15 protein-coding genes are annotated in these 16,946 nt (G+C 38.1%); 8 read left to right on the top strand and 7 right to left on the bottom strand.

Going from position 1 to position 16,946, the window contains the following annotated elements; translation table 11 throughout:
* Nucleotides 1-3: 3 nt before the first annotated feature.
* From ileS to EAL44_RS07390, 7 genes are read left to right on the top strand one after another with little or no spacing between them, the layout of a single operon-like run.
* Entirely contained in the window at nucleotides 4-2,766 is a 2,763-nt protein-coding gene (gene ileS, locus EAL44_RS07420) for an isoleucine--tRNA ligase (RefSeq protein WP_121076417.1), read from the top strand.
* A gap of 16 nt (nucleotides 2,767-2,782) precedes the next feature.
* Nucleotides 2,783-3,697: an ATPase, T2SS/T4P/T4SS family gene (locus EAL44_RS07415; RefSeq protein WP_121076414.1), complete on the top strand. Its 915-nt coding sequence runs from the start codon at nucleotides 2,783-2,785 to the stop codon at nucleotides 3,695-3,697.
* Nucleotides 3,698-5,002 carry a flagellar protein export ATPase FliI gene (fliI, locus tag EAL44_RS07410; protein WP_121076412.1) on the top strand — a complete coding sequence of 435 codons (1,305 nt, stop codon included), beginning with the start codon at nucleotides 3,698-3,700 and terminating at the stop codon, nucleotides 5,000-5,002.
* A 10-nt stretch (nucleotides 5,003-5,012) separates the two neighbouring features.
* Nucleotides 5,013-5,279 (top strand): flagellar biosynthesis protein FliQ, encoded by a 267-nt coding sequence (gene fliQ, locus EAL44_RS07405; protein WP_000445741.1) that lies wholly within the window; start codon nucleotides 5,013-5,015, stop codon nucleotides 5,277-5,279.
* Between the two features lie 3 nt (nucleotides 5,280-5,282).
* Nucleotides 5,283-6,062, top strand: coding sequence for a UDP-N-acetylmuramate dehydrogenase (locus EAL44_RS07400; protein ID WP_121076409.1), 780 nt, complete (start codon nucleotides 5,283-5,285; stop codon nucleotides 6,060-6,062).
* A 3-nt stretch (nucleotides 6,063-6,065) separates the two neighbouring features.
* Entirely contained in the window at nucleotides 6,066-6,920 is an 855-nt protein-coding gene (locus EAL44_RS07395) for an EcoRI family type II restriction endonuclease (RefSeq protein ID WP_121076406.1), read from the top strand.
* Entirely contained in the window at nucleotides 6,901-7,863 is a 963-nt protein-coding gene (locus EAL44_RS07390; RefSeq protein WP_121076403.1) for an adenine-specific methyltransferase EcoRI family protein, read from the top strand. Before EAL44_RS07395 ends, EAL44_RS07390 begins: the two co-directional genes overlap by 20 nt.
* A gap of 10 nt (nucleotides 7,864-7,873) precedes the next feature.
* Here the strand turns inward: EAL44_RS07390 and EAL44_RS07385 are convergent, their stop codons facing one another.
* The 3 genes from EAL44_RS07385 to rsfS are packed head-to-tail and all read right to left on the bottom strand — an operon-like array spanning nucleotide 7,874 to nucleotide 10,227.
* Nucleotides 7,874-8,980, bottom strand: a complete 1,107-nt coding sequence (locus EAL44_RS07385) for a glycosyltransferase family 8 protein (protein ID WP_121076400.1) — start codon at nucleotides 8,978-8,980, stop codon at nucleotides 7,874-7,876.
* 4 nt (nucleotides 8,981-8,984) lie between these two features.
* Nucleotides 8,985-9,878 carry a tRNA (adenosine(37)-N6)-dimethylallyltransferase MiaA gene (gene miaA / locus EAL44_RS07380; RefSeq protein WP_121076397.1) on the bottom strand — a complete coding sequence of 298 codons (894 nt, stop codon included), beginning with the start codon at nucleotides 9,876-9,878 and terminating at the stop codon, nucleotides 8,985-8,987.
* A 7-nt stretch (nucleotides 9,879-9,885) separates the two neighbouring features.
* Entirely contained in the window at nucleotides 9,886-10,227 is a 342-nt protein-coding gene (gene rsfS / locus EAL44_RS07375; protein ID WP_121076393.1) for a ribosome silencing factor, read from the bottom strand.
* Between the two features lie 58 nt (nucleotides 10,228-10,285).
* On the opposite strand from rsfS, the gene queF reads away from it, so the two are divergent.
* Complete coding sequence (gene queF / locus EAL44_RS07370) at nucleotides 10,286-10,732, top strand: preQ(1) synthase (RefSeq protein ID WP_121076390.1); 447 nt, start codon at nucleotides 10,286-10,288, stop codon at nucleotides 10,730-10,732.
* Between the two features lie 147 nt (nucleotides 10,733-10,879).
* Here the strand turns inward: queF and EAL44_RS07365 are convergent, their stop codons facing one another.
* The 4 genes from EAL44_RS07365 to EAL44_RS07350 all read right to left on the bottom strand — a co-directional run bounded on the left by EAL44_RS07365 (nucleotide 10,880) and on the right by EAL44_RS07350 (nucleotide 16,824).
* Nucleotides 10,880-11,779: a hypothetical protein gene (locus tag EAL44_RS07365; RefSeq protein ID WP_121076387.1), complete on the bottom strand. Its 900-nt coding sequence runs from the start codon at nucleotides 11,777-11,779 to the stop codon at nucleotides 10,880-10,882.
* A gap of 108 nt (nucleotides 11,780-11,887) precedes the next feature.
* On the bottom strand, nucleotides 11,888-13,753 hold the full coding sequence (locus tag EAL44_RS07360) for a hypothetical protein (RefSeq protein ID WP_121076383.1): 1,866 nt from the start codon (nucleotides 13,751-13,753) through the stop codon (nucleotides 11,888-11,890).
* A gap of 43 nt (nucleotides 13,754-13,796) precedes the next feature.
* Nucleotides 13,797-15,050, bottom strand: coding sequence for a single-stranded-DNA-specific exonuclease RecJ (locus EAL44_RS07355; RefSeq protein WP_121076380.1), 1,254 nt, complete (start codon nucleotides 15,048-15,050; stop codon nucleotides 13,797-13,799).
* A gap of 40 nt (nucleotides 15,051-15,090) precedes the next feature.
* Complete coding sequence (locus tag EAL44_RS07350; RefSeq protein WP_162970415.1) at nucleotides 15,091-16,824, bottom strand: DUF262 domain-containing protein; 1,734 nt, start codon at nucleotides 16,822-16,824, stop codon at nucleotides 15,091-15,093.
* Nucleotides 16,825-16,946 lie beyond the last annotated feature (122 nt).

Raw genomic sequence — 16,946 nt, 5'->3', positions numbered from 1 at the left:
TCCATGAAAGAATACAAAGACACCCTAAACTTAAACACAACCACCTTTTCTATGAAAGGGAATTTGAGCGTTAATGAGCCTAAAACTTACGCCAAATGGCAAGAGCAGCAAGCGTTTAAACGCATGCAAGCTAGGAAGGATAACCATGGGGATTTCACTTTGCATGACGGGCCGCCCTATGCGAACGGGCATTTGCATTTAGGGCATGCCTTAAATAAGATTTTAAAAGACATTGTTATTAAAAGAGAATATTTTAAAGGGAATAAAATTTATTACACGCCCGGTTGGGATTGCCATGGCTTGCCCATTGAGCAGCAAATTTTAGAGCGATTAGAAAAAGAAAAAACGAGCCTAGAAAATCCCACGCTGTTTAGAGAAAAATGCCGAGATCATGCGAAAAAGTTTTTAGAAATCCAAAAGAATGAATTTTTGCAATTAGGCGTTTTGGGGGATTTTGAAGATCCTTATAAAACCATGGATTTTAAATTTGAAGCGAGCATTTATAGGGCTTTAGTGGAAGTGGCTAAAAAAGGGCTTTTGAAAGAGCGCCATAAGCCTATTTATTGGAGTTATGCATGCGAGAGCGCTTTAGCGGAAGCTGAAGTGGAATACAAAATGAAAAAATCGCCCTCCATTTTCGTGGCGTTTGATTTGAAAAAGGAGAGTTTAGAAAAATTAAAGGTTAAAAAAGCGAGCTTGGTGATTTGGACGACCACGCCCTGGACTTTGTATGCGAATGAAGCGATCGCTTTGAAAAAAGACGCCCTTTATGCGCTCACCCAAAAAGGCTATTTAGTCGCTAAAGCCTTGCATGAAAAATTAGCCGCTTTAGGGGTGGTGGATAATGCGATCACGAATGAATTCAATTCCAATGATTTAGAATATTTGAAAGCCACCAATCCTTTAAACCAAAGAGATTCCCTAATCACTCTAGGAGAGCATGTCGGTTTAGAAGATGGCACAGGAGCCGTGCATACCGCGCCAGGGCATGGTGAAGAGGACTATTATTTAGGCTTAAAATATAATTTAGAAGTGTTAATGTCTGTAGATGAGAAAGGTTGCTATGATGAGGGCATTATCCATAACCAACTATTAGATGAAAGCTATCTGGGCGAGCACATTTTTAAGGCTCAAAAACGCATTATAGAGCAATTGGGCGATTCTTTATTGCTAGAGCAAGAGATTGAGCATTCCTACCCGCATTGCTGGAGGACGCACAAGCCTGTGATTTACAGAGCGACCACGCAATGGTTTATTTTAATGGATGAGCCTTTTATCCAAAATGATGGCTCTCAAAAAACCTTAAGAGAAGTGGCTTTGAACGCGATTGAAAAGGTGGAATTTGTGCCAAGCAGCGGGAAAAACCGCCTAAAAACCATGATAGAAAACCGCCCTGATTGGTGCTTGAGCCGGCAAAGAAAATGGGGCGTGCCTTTAGCCTTTTTCATAGACAAACGCACGAATAAGCCTTGTTTTGAAAGCGAAGTTTTAGAGCATGTGGCTAATCTTTTTGAAAAAAAAGGTTGTGATGTGTGGTGGGAGTATGACATAAAGGATTTGTTACCCCCTAATTATCAAGATAACGCCAAGCATTATGAGAAAATCATGCACATTTTAGACGTGTGGTTTGATAGCGGTAGCACCTTTAAGGCGGTTTTAGAAGACTACCATGGAGAAAAAGGGCAAAGCCCTAGCGATGTGGTTTTAGAGGGAAGCGATCAGCATAGGGGGTGGTTTCAAAGCTCGCTTCTAATCGGTTGTATTTTAAACAATCAAGCCCCTTTCAAAAAGGTCATTACGCATGGCTTTATCGTAGATGAAAAGGGCGAGAAAATGAGTAAATCTAAGGGCAATGTGGTGTCTTTGGATAACTTGCTCAAAAAGCATGGGAGCGATGTGGTGCGTTTGTGGGTAGCGTTTAATGACTATCAAAACGATTTGAGGGTCTCTCAAACCTTCTTCATTCAAACAGAACAGCATTATAAAAAATTCCGCAACACCCTAAAATTCTTACTCGCCAATTTTAGCGATATGGATCTTAAGAATTTAGAACGCTCCCATGACTTTAGCCCTTTAGATCATTTTATATTAGAGGCTTTAGAAACAACAAGCGCCGGAGTCAATAGCGCGTTTGAAGAGCATGACTTTGTGAAGGGCTTGAATATTTTAATGGCGTTTGTTACCAATGAATTGAGCGGGATTTATTTAGACGCTTGTAAGGATAGCTTGTATTGCGATAGCAAAAATAATGAAAAACGCCAAGCCATTCAAATGGTCTTACTCGCTGTAGCTAGCCAATTGTGCTACTTTTTAGCCCCCATTTTAACGCACACGATTGAAGAAGTTTTAGAGCATAGTCGGGTGCTTTGTGCATTTTTACAAGCCAAAGATGTGTTTGATCTAAAAGGCATTAATATTTTAGAAAAACTCCACCTTAAAGAATGTAAAAAACTAGAAAATTTTGAAGCCGTTTTAGCCTTGCGTTCTGCCTTTAATGAAGAGTTGGACCGGTTGAAAAAAGAAGGCGTGGTGAAAAATTCGTTGGAATGCGCTATTGAAGTGAAAGAAAAAGCGTTGCGTGAAAATTTAGTAGAAGAATTGCTCATGGTAAGCTTTGTAGGGGTTGCAAAAGAAAAATTAAGCGAAACGCCAGCATTCACGCTCTTTAAAGCCCCCTTTTATAAATGCCCTAGGTGTTGGCGTTTTAAAAGCGAGCTAGAAAACACCCCTTGCAAGCGTTGCGAAGAGGTTTTAAAAGAGCGATGATTAAAGGATAGGGCTTTTGGAAACTTTACAAACCCATAGAGTTTTACAAGCCCTAATCGGCCATTTTACCCCTTTTTTAGAAAGCGGGATCACCGAGCTAATCATCAACACCGAGCAGGAACTTTGGCTTTATAAAGTCAATAACACACGAGAAAAAAGAGGGCATGTGCTTTTTGATAAGGCGTTTTTATTGAGGTTTTGCGAGCAATTGGCCAGTTTTAGGGGGTTGTTTTTTGATGAAGAGCACCCCACTTTAAATTGCTCTATCCCTTTCACGCGCTATAGGGTGAGTGCGAATCATTTTAGTATCACTACCAATAATCAAATCACGCTCAATATCCGTGTGCCTAGGCTTAAGCCCTTAAGTTTAGAGGATTTCACTTTTAAAGCAAGCGATCCAAAAAGTTTGAAAAATTTAGCGCTAAAAGGGTATAACATTCTCATTAGCGGGGAGACTTCAAGCGGTAAAACAAGCTTATTAAACGCTCTTTTAGACTGCGTCAATAAAGATGAAAGGGTGGTGAGCGTTGAAGACAGCCAAGAATTGGATTTAAAAGCGTTCAGCAATTGCGTGGGGCTTTTAGTGGGCAAGCAAGAGAACACGCGCTTTAATTATGAAGACGCTCTCAATATGGCCATGCGCTTAAATCCGGACAGGCTCATTGTGGGCGAGATTGACACCAGGAATGCAGCACTCTTTTTGCGTTTAGGAAACACCGGGCATAAGGGCATGCTCTCAACCATTCATGCTAATAGCGCCCAAAACACTTTAGAAGCCCTTTCACTGAATTTAAGCATGCGTTATACGCATTCTTTGGATAAGGATTTGATGCGGGCGTATTTTAAAAGCGCGATTGATGTGATCGTGCATGTGAATAGGATCAATAATGAGCGCCAAATCGCTGAAGTCTTATGGACTAAAGAGCTTTAAATGCCCCTAAAATCCTTAAAAAACCGCTTGAATCAGCATTTTGATCTATCGCCTCGTTATGGGAGCGTGAAAAAAATCATGCCCAATATCGTTTATGCGGATGGTTTTAATCCGTCTGTGGGCGATGTGGTGAAGATTGAAAAAAGCGATGGCAGCGAATGCGTGGGAATGGTGGTGGTGGCAGAAAAAGAGCAGTTTGGTTTCACGCCCTTTAATTTTATAGAGGGGGCTAGGGCTGGCGATAAGGTGCTGTTTTTAAAAGAGGGGTTGAATTTCCCTGTGGGCCGTAATCTTTTAGGGAGGGTGCTTAACCCTTTAGGGCAAGTCATTGACAATAAGGGGGCGCTAGATTATGAACGATTAGCGCCTGTCATTACAACGCCTATAGCCCCTTTAAAAAGAGGCTTGATTGATGAGGTTTTTAGCGTGGGGGTGAAGAGCATTGATGGGCTTTTGACTTGCGGTAAGGGGCAAAAACTGGGCATTTTTGCCGGCTCTGGGGTGGGTAAATCCACGCTAATGGGCATGATCACTAGGGGTTGCTTAGCGCCGATTAAAGTGATCGCTTTGATTGGGGAAAGGGGCAGAGAAATCCCTGAATTTATAGAGAAAAACCTAAAAGGGGATTTAAGCTCTTGCGTGTTGGTGGTCGCTACAAGCGATGATAGCCCTTTGATGCGCAAATACGGGGCCTTTTGCGCGATGAGCGTGGCGGAGTATTTTAAAAACCAAGGGCTAGACGTGTTGTTTATTATGGATTCAGTGACTCGTTTCGCTATGGCTCAAAGAGAAATCGGTTTGGCCTTAGGCGAACCGCCCACTTCCAAAGGCTACCCCCCATCCGCGCTTTCTTTATTGCCTCAATTAATGGAGAGAGCGGGCAAGGAAGAAAATAAGGGGAGCATCACGGCTTTTTTTAGCGTGCTAGTAGAGGGCGATGATTTGAACGATCCCATAGCCGATCAAGCCAGGAGTATTTTAGATGGGCATATTGTCTTAAGCAGGGAATTAACCGATTATGGGATCTACCCGCCTATCAATATTTTAAACTCCGCATCAAGGGTGGCTAAAGACATCATCAGCGAGTCTCAAAACCTTTATGCGAGAAAATTCCGCCGTTTGTATGCGTTATTGAAAGAAAATGAAATGCTCATTCGCATCGGCTCTTATCAAATGGGGAACGATAAAGAGCTTGATGAAGCGATTAAGAAAAAGGCTTTAATGGAGCAGTTTTTAGCGCAAGATGAAAACGCTTTGCAGCCTTTTGAACAAAGCTTTCAGCAATTAGAAGAAATTTTAAGATAAAAGGAATGTTATGGAATCACAACTCATGAAACTCGCCATTGAGACTTATAAAATCACTTTGATGATTTCTTTACCGGTATTACTAGCGGGCTTAGTGGTGGGGTTATTAGTCAGTATTTTTCAAGCGACCACTCAAATCAATGAAATGACCTTGTCTTTTGTGCCTAAGATTTTAGCCGTGATTGGGGTGCTGATTTTAACCATGCCGTGGATGACTAACATGCTTTTAGATTACACCAAAACCTTAATCAAGCTCATTCCTAAAATCATAGGCTAGAAAATGCTAGAAAAAACCATTGATTTTTCTCGTTACAGCAGCGTGAAAATCGGTGCGCCTTTAAAAGTGAGCGTTTTAGAAAACGATGATGAAATTTCTCAAGAACACCAGATTATCGGTTTAGCGAACAACCTTTTAGTCGCTCCTAGCGCGAAAAATCTCGCCCTTTTAGGCAAGAACTACGATTACATTTGCGATAAGGGCGAATGCGTTGAAATAGGGGGGGCGACCAACTCGTCTAAAATTTTTAATTATTTTAGAGCGAATGATTTAGGGGGTTTGGAGTTTTTAGGGCAATTGCCTGGCACTTTAGGGGCGTTAGTTAAAATGAATGCTGGCATGAAAGAATTTGAAATCAAAAACGTTTTAGAAAGCGCTTGCATTAACAATGAATGGCTAGGGCGTGGAGCGTTAGGATTAGATTATCGCAGCAGCCAATTCAATGGCGTTGTTTTAAGGGCTAGGTTTAAAAAAACGCATGGCTTTAGACAAGAAGTTTTAAAAGCGTGTCAAAGCATGCGCAAAAGCCACCCCAAATTGCCTAATTTTGGGAGCTGTTTCAAAAACCCGCCTAACGATTATGCGGGCAGGCTTTTAGAGGGTGCGGGCTTAAGGGGTTATCGCTTAAAAAGAGTGGGCTTTGCCAAAGAGCATGCGAATTTTTTGGTGAATTTGGGGGGTGCAGAATTTGAAGAAGCCCTGGATTTGATAGAACTCGCCAAAACCAGAGTGTTACAAGAATACGGCATTCATTTAGAAGAAGAAGTGAAAATTTTAAGGTAGAAAATGGCTAAGAAAAATCAATCTCAAAGATTGAGCAAACAACATAAAGAGTCTTTAGGGGTTGCGAATATTTTTACTGACGAGGCTAGATTGCACGATATGGGTGTGAGCAGTATCTCTAAACTTGTTATGCAAAAACTTGAAGATGAATTTAAGAGCTTGTCATTTAGGCACAGAGCAAGCATAACCAAGGAAGAAATTAATTCTGTATTGCAAGGACTTGATAGCGAGCTTGGAAGAACCTTGTTTATTCAAAGTTCTAAAATAAAACCTGATGGAGGTATCATTGAGGTTAAAGATGATGATGGGAATTGGAGAGTTATATTAATAACAGAAGCTAAATATCAAGGAAAAGATATAGAAAATATTCAAAAAGGAATATTAGTAGGTAAATATAGCAATCAAGATTTAATGCAAGCTGGGAATGCCATAGAAAGAGCGTATAAAAATATTGCTGAAATGGCTAATTTTATGCTCAAAGAATTGCATTTCCCTTACATTTTATTTTTAGAAGGTTCTAATTTTTTAACTCAAACCATATCAGTAAAAAGACCTGATGGAAGGGTAGTAACTCTTGAGTATAATTCTGGAGTTCTTAATAGATTGGATAAATTAACGGCAGCTAATTATGGAATGCCTATCAATCAAAATTTATGTCAAAACAAGTTCGTTCAATACAGAGATAGAATCATTATGTTACAAGCTATTTCTATTTATACACAAGGAGATGGACAAAAATGGAATTTAAATAAAATGTTTGAAATCATGCTTGAAGTGGCTAGAACTTCTCTTAAAGTCTTAGGTAGTTCACTTTTCAATCAAATTATTGGTAAAAACAATGTCAAGAAAAGCGACTAATCAAATATTGCAAAAAGCTAAGAAGCTAAAAAGCGATGAGTTTTATACACAATTGGTAGATATAGAAAACGAGTTGCAATACTATAAACAACATTTTAAGAATAAAATTGTTTTTTGCAATTGTGATGACGCAAGGGTAAGTAATTTTTTCAAATACTTTTTTGTTCATTTTCAAGAACTAGGGCTTAAAAAATTGATTTCTGCTTGTTATGTGGAACCAAAAATATTTAGCGGTAGCAACCAAAACTCAAAAGGATTTTATTGCAAATATGAAGGGAAAAAGGATTGGCAAACAACCATTAATGACTTGAATTTTTTCAAAGGAGATGGTGATTTTCGCAGTAAGGAGAGTATTCAATTGCTAAAAGAAGCAGATATTGTAGTAACTAATCCACCTTTTTCGCTTTTTAGAGAATTTGTAGCGCAATTGATCGAACACAGCAAGAAGTTTTTGATTATTGGAAACATCAATGCAATTACATACAAAAACATTTTTACTCTAATTAAAAATAATAAGGTATGGTTAGGCATGCATCTTGGTCGAGGAATTTCAAGTTTTATTGTTCCAAGACATTATGAACTTTATGGCACAGAAACTAAAATTGATAGCTTAGGCAATCGCTTAATCTCTCCTAATAATTGCTTATGGCTCACAAATTTAGATTATAAAAAAAGGCATGAGATATTGCCACTCACAAAAAAATACAATAAAAATAAGTATGAGCTATATGATAATTTTGATGGAATCAATGTGAATAGAACCATAGATATACCTTTGGACTATAGGGGTTCTATGGGAGTCCCTATAACTTTTTTACACAAGTTTAATCCTAAGCAGTTTGAGATTATTGGTTTTAGGAAAGGAAATGATGGCAAGGATTTGTCCGTGAATGGTAAATGCCCCTATTTTAGAGTTTTAATTAGACATAAAAAAGATTACTAAAGGTGTATTCTTAATGCTTAGTCTTACAAAAGGAATTCAAAATATTTTTTATCCTATAACAAAAATAATCCCTAATCGTTTTTGATCGGATGTGGGTTTTAAAAGATTGCATTTGTTGGTCTTTAGCCATTTCAAGGCGTTTTTTAAAAAAATCGTTTTTAAAAGGGGTGCAAAAAAGGTTGGCGAGCCAAAAACCCGCTTCAGCTTCATAGCAAATCAAACGCCCATTCAAAGAACTGACAGAACGCCACGGCTTGTGTCTGATGAAATGGAGCATGACGATGTTTTTAGGGTAGTGCTCTTTGAAAAAGTCAGAATAGCAATTATAATGAATAGGCAATTCTAAAATACGCTCTAAAAACACCATATTGATTAAACACTGTTCAGGGTAGAAAAGGTCTTTCCCCCTAGTTTTCAAAAACTCTAAAGCGATTTTTTCAAACCCATTTTCGCGCCACAAATCTAAATTCGCTACCAAAAAGCCCATGTTAAAGCCTTGATGGATGCGTTGTAATTCGTTTGGGCTAAAGCGTGAAAAATCAATTTTAAAATTCTTACAAGTGCGCTCAATAAAATCACAAAAGGCTTCAAAAGAAAGGTGGGAAAAAGTGTCTCTCACCATGCCAAGCAATTTAGTGGGGTCGTTATCCAGCGCAAAATAAGCGCTTGCAACATCGCCCAAAAACACCGTATCCACATCTATGGAAATGATTTTAGAATAATTAGGGAAGAGTGAAGCGAGAAAAAGCCGGCACAAAACAAGAAGCCCGCCATAACGCTTGGAGCAAGACTCATTGAGATAGCTTTCTATGGAATGATCGAGCGAATTGGTGTCTATAAACTCTAATGAAGCGAATTTTTTAAAAGGCTCAATGGTTTTTAAAAGCTTGTTTTGCTGCTCTAAGGTTACCTCTTTAATCAAACAATGGATTTTATACACGATGTTAGCGCCTAAAAGTTGGTTATTTTGATTTAAGGGGCTAAAGTCTATCGCGCTTGTGTGCCTGCTCGCATGGGAGAGTAACGAATAAAGGCTCACTCCTGCCCCTAGCGCGTAATTTTTATCAAAACTCATAAAAATAGGGATAATTTGATCGGGTAAGTTTTGCGTATCCATTAGATTATCCTTTAATGCCGCTTTTTGAGTGTTTTAAAATCGCATGCCTAATTTCTTTAACGCTCCCCACATAAAGGTTATGGAATTGGGTTTTATTGAAAGTGTTTTGGCGCTTGGCTAATTTCATGGTGTTAGAGGTAATTGCTTCTTCTAGCTCCTTTAAAGTGAGTCGTTTTTCTAAAAAAAGAATGCTTTCTTTAACGCCTATGGCTTTAAAAGGCTGTGAATCTTTAGGGTATTGAGTATAGAGAGCTTTGATTTCTTCAATAAGCCCGCAATCAAGCATGTTTTTGGTGCGCTGTTTGATGTTATTATGGAGTGCGTTTTTTTCAATAGACAGAGCGAATAAGGAGATAGCATGCTCAAAGGGTTTTTTAGGGTTAGCCTTAAAATATTCGCTTGGGGGCGTGTGGGTGGCATAAAAGATTTCTAAAGCCTTATGGATGCGGTAAGTGTCGTTTGGATGGATCTTAAAAGCCATGTTAGGGTCAATGGATTTTAAAAATGTATAAGGGTTAGAAAGAGTGGCAATTTCTCGCTCTATTTTTACAGCCTCTTCATTGCTCAGTTTTGGCATGCGGCTCAAACCCTCTAAAATGGATTTGAGATAAAAACTGCTCCCCCCCACAATGAGTAAAATCTCTTTAGAAGACACTCTCATGGCGTCCTCTAAAAGGGTTTTAAAAAGAGGAGCGTTATTTTTTTCATCAATGCTAAGGCAGTCTAGGGCGTAATGCTTGATGTTTTTTCGCTCTTTTAGGCTCGGTTTAGCCGAAGCGATATTAATGTCTTTATAAATACTCAAAGAATCCAAAGAAAAGATTTCAGCGTCCAATTCTTGGGCCAATTCAATAGAAAGAGCGCTTTTCCCGCTCCCGCTAGGCCCTAAAAGCGCGATGAGTTTCTTAGGCGTTTTGATAAGGAAGCTCTCTTTTATAGGCGTTCAAAAACCCTTCCAAGTCAAATTTTTTACGGCATTCTTCGGTGAAAAGATGGATCATCAAATCCCCTAAATCCAAAATGATCCACTCTTCATTAGACTCATCTATCTGGTAAAAGACTTTGCCTAACGGCTTAAGGGCGTTTTTAAGCGCATCTAGTAAAGAAAGGGCATGCTTATTCGCTAGCGTGGTAGCGATAATGACATCTTCTACTAAATAGGGGGTTTTAGACAAATCAATGTGCGTAATATCAAAAGCCTTTTTTTCATCTAATAGAGCCGTAATCATTTCTATGCGTTTATTCATGAGTTTCCTAAAAAATGGGTTAAAATAGCCTTATTATAACTTAAATCAAGGAAGATTAATGACCCCTGAATCAAACCTCAAATCCTTAGGCGCTAAAACGCCCTATGTTTTTGAATACAACAGCCAATTATTAGAAGCTTTCCCTAACCCAAACCCCAATTTAGACCCCCTAATCACTTTAGAATGCAAGGAATTTACAAGCCTTTGCCCGATCACTTCCCAGCCGGATTTTGGCGTGATTTATATCCGCTACATCCCTAAAGATAAAATGGTAGAGAGCAAGTCTTTAAAACTCTATTTATTCAGTTACAGAAACCATGGGAGCTTTCATGAGAGCTGCATCAACACGATTTTATTAGATTTAGTCCAATTGCTAGAGCCAAAGTATTTGGAAGTGTATGGGGATTTTGCCTCTAGGGGCGGGATTGCGATCAAGCCCTTTGTGAATTACGCGATCAAAGAATACCAGGAATTTAAAGAAAAACGCCTTTTGAATGCGAAATAACGCGCAAAGATAGGGTTCTAAGATTAAAGCCATTCCAATTAAATGGACAGATTAGAGAGGGAATGAAAAAAGAAAAATAAAAGAGAAAAAAAGAGAGATTAAAAAAAAAGGAGACTCCTCACAAGAGAGTAAGGGGAAGGGGGGCGGTTAGTTTTCTAAATTTTCAGCCTCGCCATCGTTTTCTTTTGCTAAAATCTCATCAACCTCCTCTCTAGTCGCTAAACCGAGATTTAACTCAATGTCTTTTAACAAATTTTCAGTAAGACCAGCACAGCTTAAACCATACCTATTGATACCTCCATCGCATAAGAGTTGCGCTATAAACAACGCCTCATTTTTGTTAACAGGGAGCATATTATCCCAAATACCTCCAGGATTTAAATCCATAAACTCCTCCTCACCCCTAGCATAAAGGCGGATTAAATCACAGAATAAAGTAATATCTACCCTATCCATTTGGTCTAAAGTATCAAAAGAAGCAACGCTCTCCGCCCTATTTTCAATCAAACGCAACCACTCCGCATCGCTATGTTTATTTAAGTCTTTAGCGTGAGCGAGAGCGGTTACAATAACAGCAGACGCTTGATGTCCTTTACCTTGATAAAACATAGGGGTTAATAACGCACCTAGCCTACTTTTTCTATCAGTAAGGAAATAGTCTTTAGCTACCACCGAGAAACTAGTCTCACTTTTTTCCTCAAATCCAAAAGAGAGTTTATACTTGTCCTCTTTCGGCTCTTTAGGAATAGAAGTCCTTTCCTTAACACTCGGTCCGCTCGTAACGATTTTAATCCCTTTCAACAAATCATCCGCACTTTCTTGCTTGTTTTCAGCGTGAAGTCTCATATGCTCTGTCAATGGAACTTGATTAAACCATTTTAAGAATTTTTCGCTATTGAAAGCGTATGAGGCTTGGTTGCCTTTTTCGCTCCTTAAGGTTACACGATTGAACCCAATGCTAATGACTTTAGCCTCCACCACTTTGTTATTGATTGTGGCTTTGACTAGTGCCCCTACTTTTAATTTGTTTTCATTTTGAAAACCCATAAAATACTCCTTGATAAAAATTTGTTTTAAATTCCGCTATAATCGGTCGTTCAATGTTTTTTAATGTTTTTTATCTTTTTGGCATGGCTTGTTCCTCCTTGTTGTGGTTTAATCTTGCTTAAAATTTTCATGTCTATTGCCTTTAAGATCGTCTTGAATGCGGTAAGTGCCATTAAAAATACAGCCGGTCAATATTTCTTCAATTTGCGATAATTCCGCATTTTTTAGCACTTCTCTGGGCGTTTTAATGATCAGTTTAGTTTGTGATAATCGCACCCACTCTAACGCTTCCTCTCTAGATTTAAACCTCCCCAATTCCCCAATGTGGTTGAGAAACTGCTCGCTCATAGGCCTATCCATGTCAATCACAAGATCAAAGGTAACATAAAGCGACTGAACGCTCAAAGAATCCCCAACAATAAAGGTAAAATCAAGCGTGTCATCAAGCTCGTTATGCTGGATATTATCTATTAACGCATAGTTAAGCTCTAATTTTTCTACTTGCTTTATCGCTATTACGATGTCTTTAGAAAGAGAAGCGCTAATTGTTTCTAATTGTTTTAACCAATCTTTAGGCGGGATAAAACCACGCTCTATATCAGCGTCTATCACGCTTAAAATCGTTCTTTTATCCACTACCTTATTACGCTTTAAATCGTTAGCGATTTTGTTGATCTGAAGGTTTTGTTTATAGCTTTGTTTTGACGCTCTATTTTTTTCTCGCCATTCAATGACTTCCCTCTCTTCTTGTTCTATGTCTGCAACATCAAAGATTCTAGGAAAACCATAACGATTTTTTTTCGCTCTGATAAAACTTTTAACGCTGTCTTCAAGATCCTTGCGGAAATCATCAAAATCATCGCTAGATTGCGGCAGATAAAGCGCTTCTATTTGAGTTTTAGCTATTTCATTAAACTCCATGCCGTTATGTTTATCAGGGTGTTTTGAAAAGAATGCGGCTAGCTTGTTTTTTAATGCGTTGAGAGATTGTTCTAATTGATTGGGCGTTGAAAATTTGATGTCTGAGAAGCTGTCTTGTGTTTTGTTAAAGTCCTTACCCGGTGAAGCGTTGATCAATTCTATAGGGCATTTGCTCTCACAATAACAGATCGCTTGTTGGTTAAATATTTGCGCTAACACCAATAAATAGTCCCTTAAATTAAATATAATAGTAGGCTCATTAGCGAACACCAAAAAGCTTATTTCTTCATCGGGTAAAAAAGGATCTTGCGGGCTGTCTTTTAAAGAGTTAAGCGTTTGAACAAACCCTATAAAATCACGCTTACTCTCTAAATACGATTGCAGCTTTTTCGCTCTTTCTGTATTTTGCTTGGGGGTGTATCGGTATTTAGCGACAAACTCCTTACTAGACATAAAGTCTTTCACGCTCGCTTTAGCGTTATTCTTTAAAAATCTGTCCATAAAATGCTTCCCCAATAAAAAACAAAACCTCCTATAAAGGTAATTATTGCCTTTAAAGAAGTCCTTAATCAAAATGGGTTTATCCCAATCCACTTTAACGGATTTGTCCTGCCAATAGAGTAAGCGCGTTTTTAACTGAGCCAGTTTATCAGCGCTAGATTGAATGCAGCCGCTTTTAGCTGCCCCTATCAGTAACTTTTGCTCATTATGATTGAAATCCCTATAAAAAGCGTCTTTAAAGGGTTTAAAGGCTGAGATGATCCCAAAGGGTAGTCCGCTTTTGATTTTCTCACACGCCTTTTTAAGATCGCCACTTCCAATCGTTCCGTTCTCCATAGCAGAAGTCTTTGTATGAGAAACTGCAATGGTGCTGTTTTTAGTTTTAGAGGCTTTCTCCCTCCCAATGATCTCCTTAACGAATCGCTTCGCTCTATTTTGAGCCACTTTGCTAGCCACAAAATCCTTTTCAAAATCTTGTAACAAATAGTAGTATCTGGTTGGATTCCCGCTCTCATCATTCAATAACAATAAAAAATCATAATCCAATAACATGTCAAGTTCTCTTTTTTAAATTCAACCTTAGCGTTATTTGACTTTATAAGGCCTGTAAGCTTTTGATTACTTTTTTAAAATCCTCTTTTGCAAAGCTCAACCCAAAAGCTTCCTCATGCCCGCCAGATTGTATTAAGGGAATGGTTTTAATCTGGCTTAAAAAATTCCCACCACCTCTAGCGCTACCGCTATATCCGTCTTTATTGTCTTTATAGATACAGACAGAATGGTTGAAAGGGTGTTTTTTTAAAAGGTTATTAGCCACTAAACCGCTAACACCCACTTTAATAGAGCAGCTTTCATCTAAAATAGCCACTAATATTTTGTTACAAGGAAAAATTTGAGCGTTTTCTTCGCTTTCTTTCAGTATTTTCTTTTTAATGTCGTTGTATTGTTTGAATTCCTTAACATTAAAGGCGCTTAAGCGCGGATCGTTTATGGGATTGAAATGCTTTAAAACCAGATAATGCAAATAGCTATCATAACAACCCTTAAACTCTCTAGCCCCACTCAAACGGCTTAAAGCGTTGATATAATTGATGCAATTAAAGCCGTATAAGTTAGAATTTTCATCTAAATCGTCTTGGGCTAAAGAAAGATCTTTATCTTTGAAAAAGCATTGAATGCGCTCATGTTTAGGTTGCGCTAAATTCAAAACCATATCCAAATTATCCCCATTATCTAAATCAATGCGATCGCTTAAAAGCGTGATAGCGATCAATTCTTCTTCTAAAGGAGTGGTTTGCGTTTGAAAGATTTGACCAAACACTAAAGCGCTTGTAAAAGCCCCGCTATAATAGTTAGCGTCTTTTCCATCATTCAGGTTAATGTAGGCGATTTTATTTTCATCCATCAAATCAACTTCAAAACTTTTATGGTGGTCTGTGATGATGCATTGTTCAAAATGTTCTAATAAGATTTCTTGCAATTCTGTATTAGAAACTAAATCCGCCCCCAAGTCAGCGCTAAACAATAAGGGGTCTTTTTGGAATTGGTTTTTAATGTGATCCAGGCGGACTAATTGATTGGTTTTAGGGTTAAAGATACAAGGTTGAGACAATAAATCGTTTAGGGCTAAATCGGTGAAACCATAGCCATGCGCATTCCTTAAAGGGCTAAAGAAAAAGAAATTTTTAATGCCCAGTCTGTAACACATAGACATTAAAACGCTGCCAGCTAACATGCCATCACAATCATTATCCGTATAAAAAACAATGGGGCGATGGCGCTTGACTTCTTCTAAGAAGTTTTTAAAAATCCTTTTCTTTGCTATCTTTAATGGTTCTTTTTTAGGCATAACTTATCCCCTTTGTTGTTTTATGCTTGATGATTTTTAATCATTCTAGATCAAAATCATCTTCATATTCCTCTTCTTGCCCTTCTATGTGTAAAATAGGCGTGATAATTTCATACAAAAAGTCGTGTCGCTTTTGGAGAGACTTCTCGTCCCACTTCCTATAGTCGCTATACAATTCTTTAGTGATGTCATAACAGCTAATCACTTTGCTTTGGTCTTTGCCGCTATAAATTTTTCTTTTTTCATCAAAATCCCCATTTAAGGCTTTTGCGTTCTTTTTACGCTTTAAAAGGGTTAAATTTGCGATATTATTCACCCATTCTTCTCTTTTTTCTTTGTCAAAATCCGCATTCCACTGACTGCCTCTTTTGGGCGTTTGAGGTAAAATATGCTCCACTTGGGTTTCGGCATCCATAGCGATAAAATGGGGCTTCTCTTCATCTGTCATAAAATAATTAGCTAGGGCTAAGACAGGGCGTAACCATTTGCTAGGATAAACCGAATAGCTATCCCATAAGTTGTAGTGGTATTGGTTAAAGGTGTTATAAGATTCTATGTTATCCAGTATAAGCTCTTGAATGGTTTCAATGTCTTTATTGCTTTTAACATTTTTGATAATGTTGATACTCGTTTGCTTGATGCGCGTGATCGTGCCTCCTGCAATCCAAGTTTGATAATAATAAGACACCAAAAGCTTTTTCAAAGCGTCAAAATCAGGATATTTGACATAAAGGGCTGTCGTTAAAATACTGGCCCAAAATCTAGAGGGAAGGTATCTTAATAAATAAATGTATCGGTCTTGTTTTTTTAACAAATCGGTATAAGATTTCATAAAAGCGCTCACATCATAAATGAACTCGCAAGCGTCTTTTTTGCTGTCTTTGAATACCTTTTTTAATCCCTTATCGGCTCTCTTTTTAGAAGAACTGGGATCAGCGTATTCTAAATACATGTTAAAGAAGTCTTCCAAATCAATATCTATGCCTTCAACGCTCTTGCAAGCTTCAACCAATTTGTCCCAAGTGGTTATAAAATCCTTACGCTTTTCACTATCTTGCTTGATTTCTTGCATCAAACTGGATTTTAAAATATCAATAGGGCTTAAGGGTTGGCCTCTGTCGTTTAACACTTGAAAGATTTGCATCGCGCTGTCTTGCTCAAAACAAATGATCCTAGTCAAAGCAATGTGTTCATAAAACCACTCGACAAAATCATCCATATCGCTTATGGAACCATTTTCCATGCTCTCATTCAATAGCTCTCTAAAATAATAAGCGTTACGCAAATAAGTGTTTTCATCAAATTTCTTATTCAACTCGTTCTTTTTAATATTGTCTTCAAACTCCAAATGGTTTAACACCGTGTTTTCAAAAATACTATTGTAATTTTGAGCGGTTAAGAACTTCAGACGCTCTTTTCCTTTATCGTATTTATCATAAATACTCCCTTCAATAAAATCTTTAGATTTTTGCCCTAACCTGTGTTCATAAAGCCTTAAAATCGTGCAAGCCAAGATAATAAAACTTGTTAGTCTCTGTTGGCCATCCACAACATCCCATCTTTTATCTTTTGGATTTTCAGCGATCACAATAGAGCCGCAAAAATATTCATCTTCTCCATTGTTTGTATAGCTGCCCACTAAATCATCAATCAAAGCCCCTAAATGATCCTTATCCCACACATAAGGGCGTTGGTAATCGGGAACCTGATAAAAATATTCAGGATCCACTAAAATTTGATAGAGTTTTTTTAACTCCACTTCTACTTTTGCCATCATTTCTCCTTTGAATTTAACTCTGTAAGCCCCACTGATAAAAATGGGGCTTATGGAATCAAATGGTTTAAAAATGTTGTGGCACGGATTAATGAGAGAGAGAATAAAAGGGTTAATAAAAG

This window comes from Helicobacter pylori (assembly GCF_003637685.1).
Lineage (GTDB): Bacteria > Campylobacterota > Campylobacteria > Campylobacterales > Helicobacteraceae > Helicobacter > Helicobacter pylori_CJ.
Note: the sequence above shows the minus strand (reverse complement) of the source record. Positions and strands in the feature narration are given on the sequence as shown.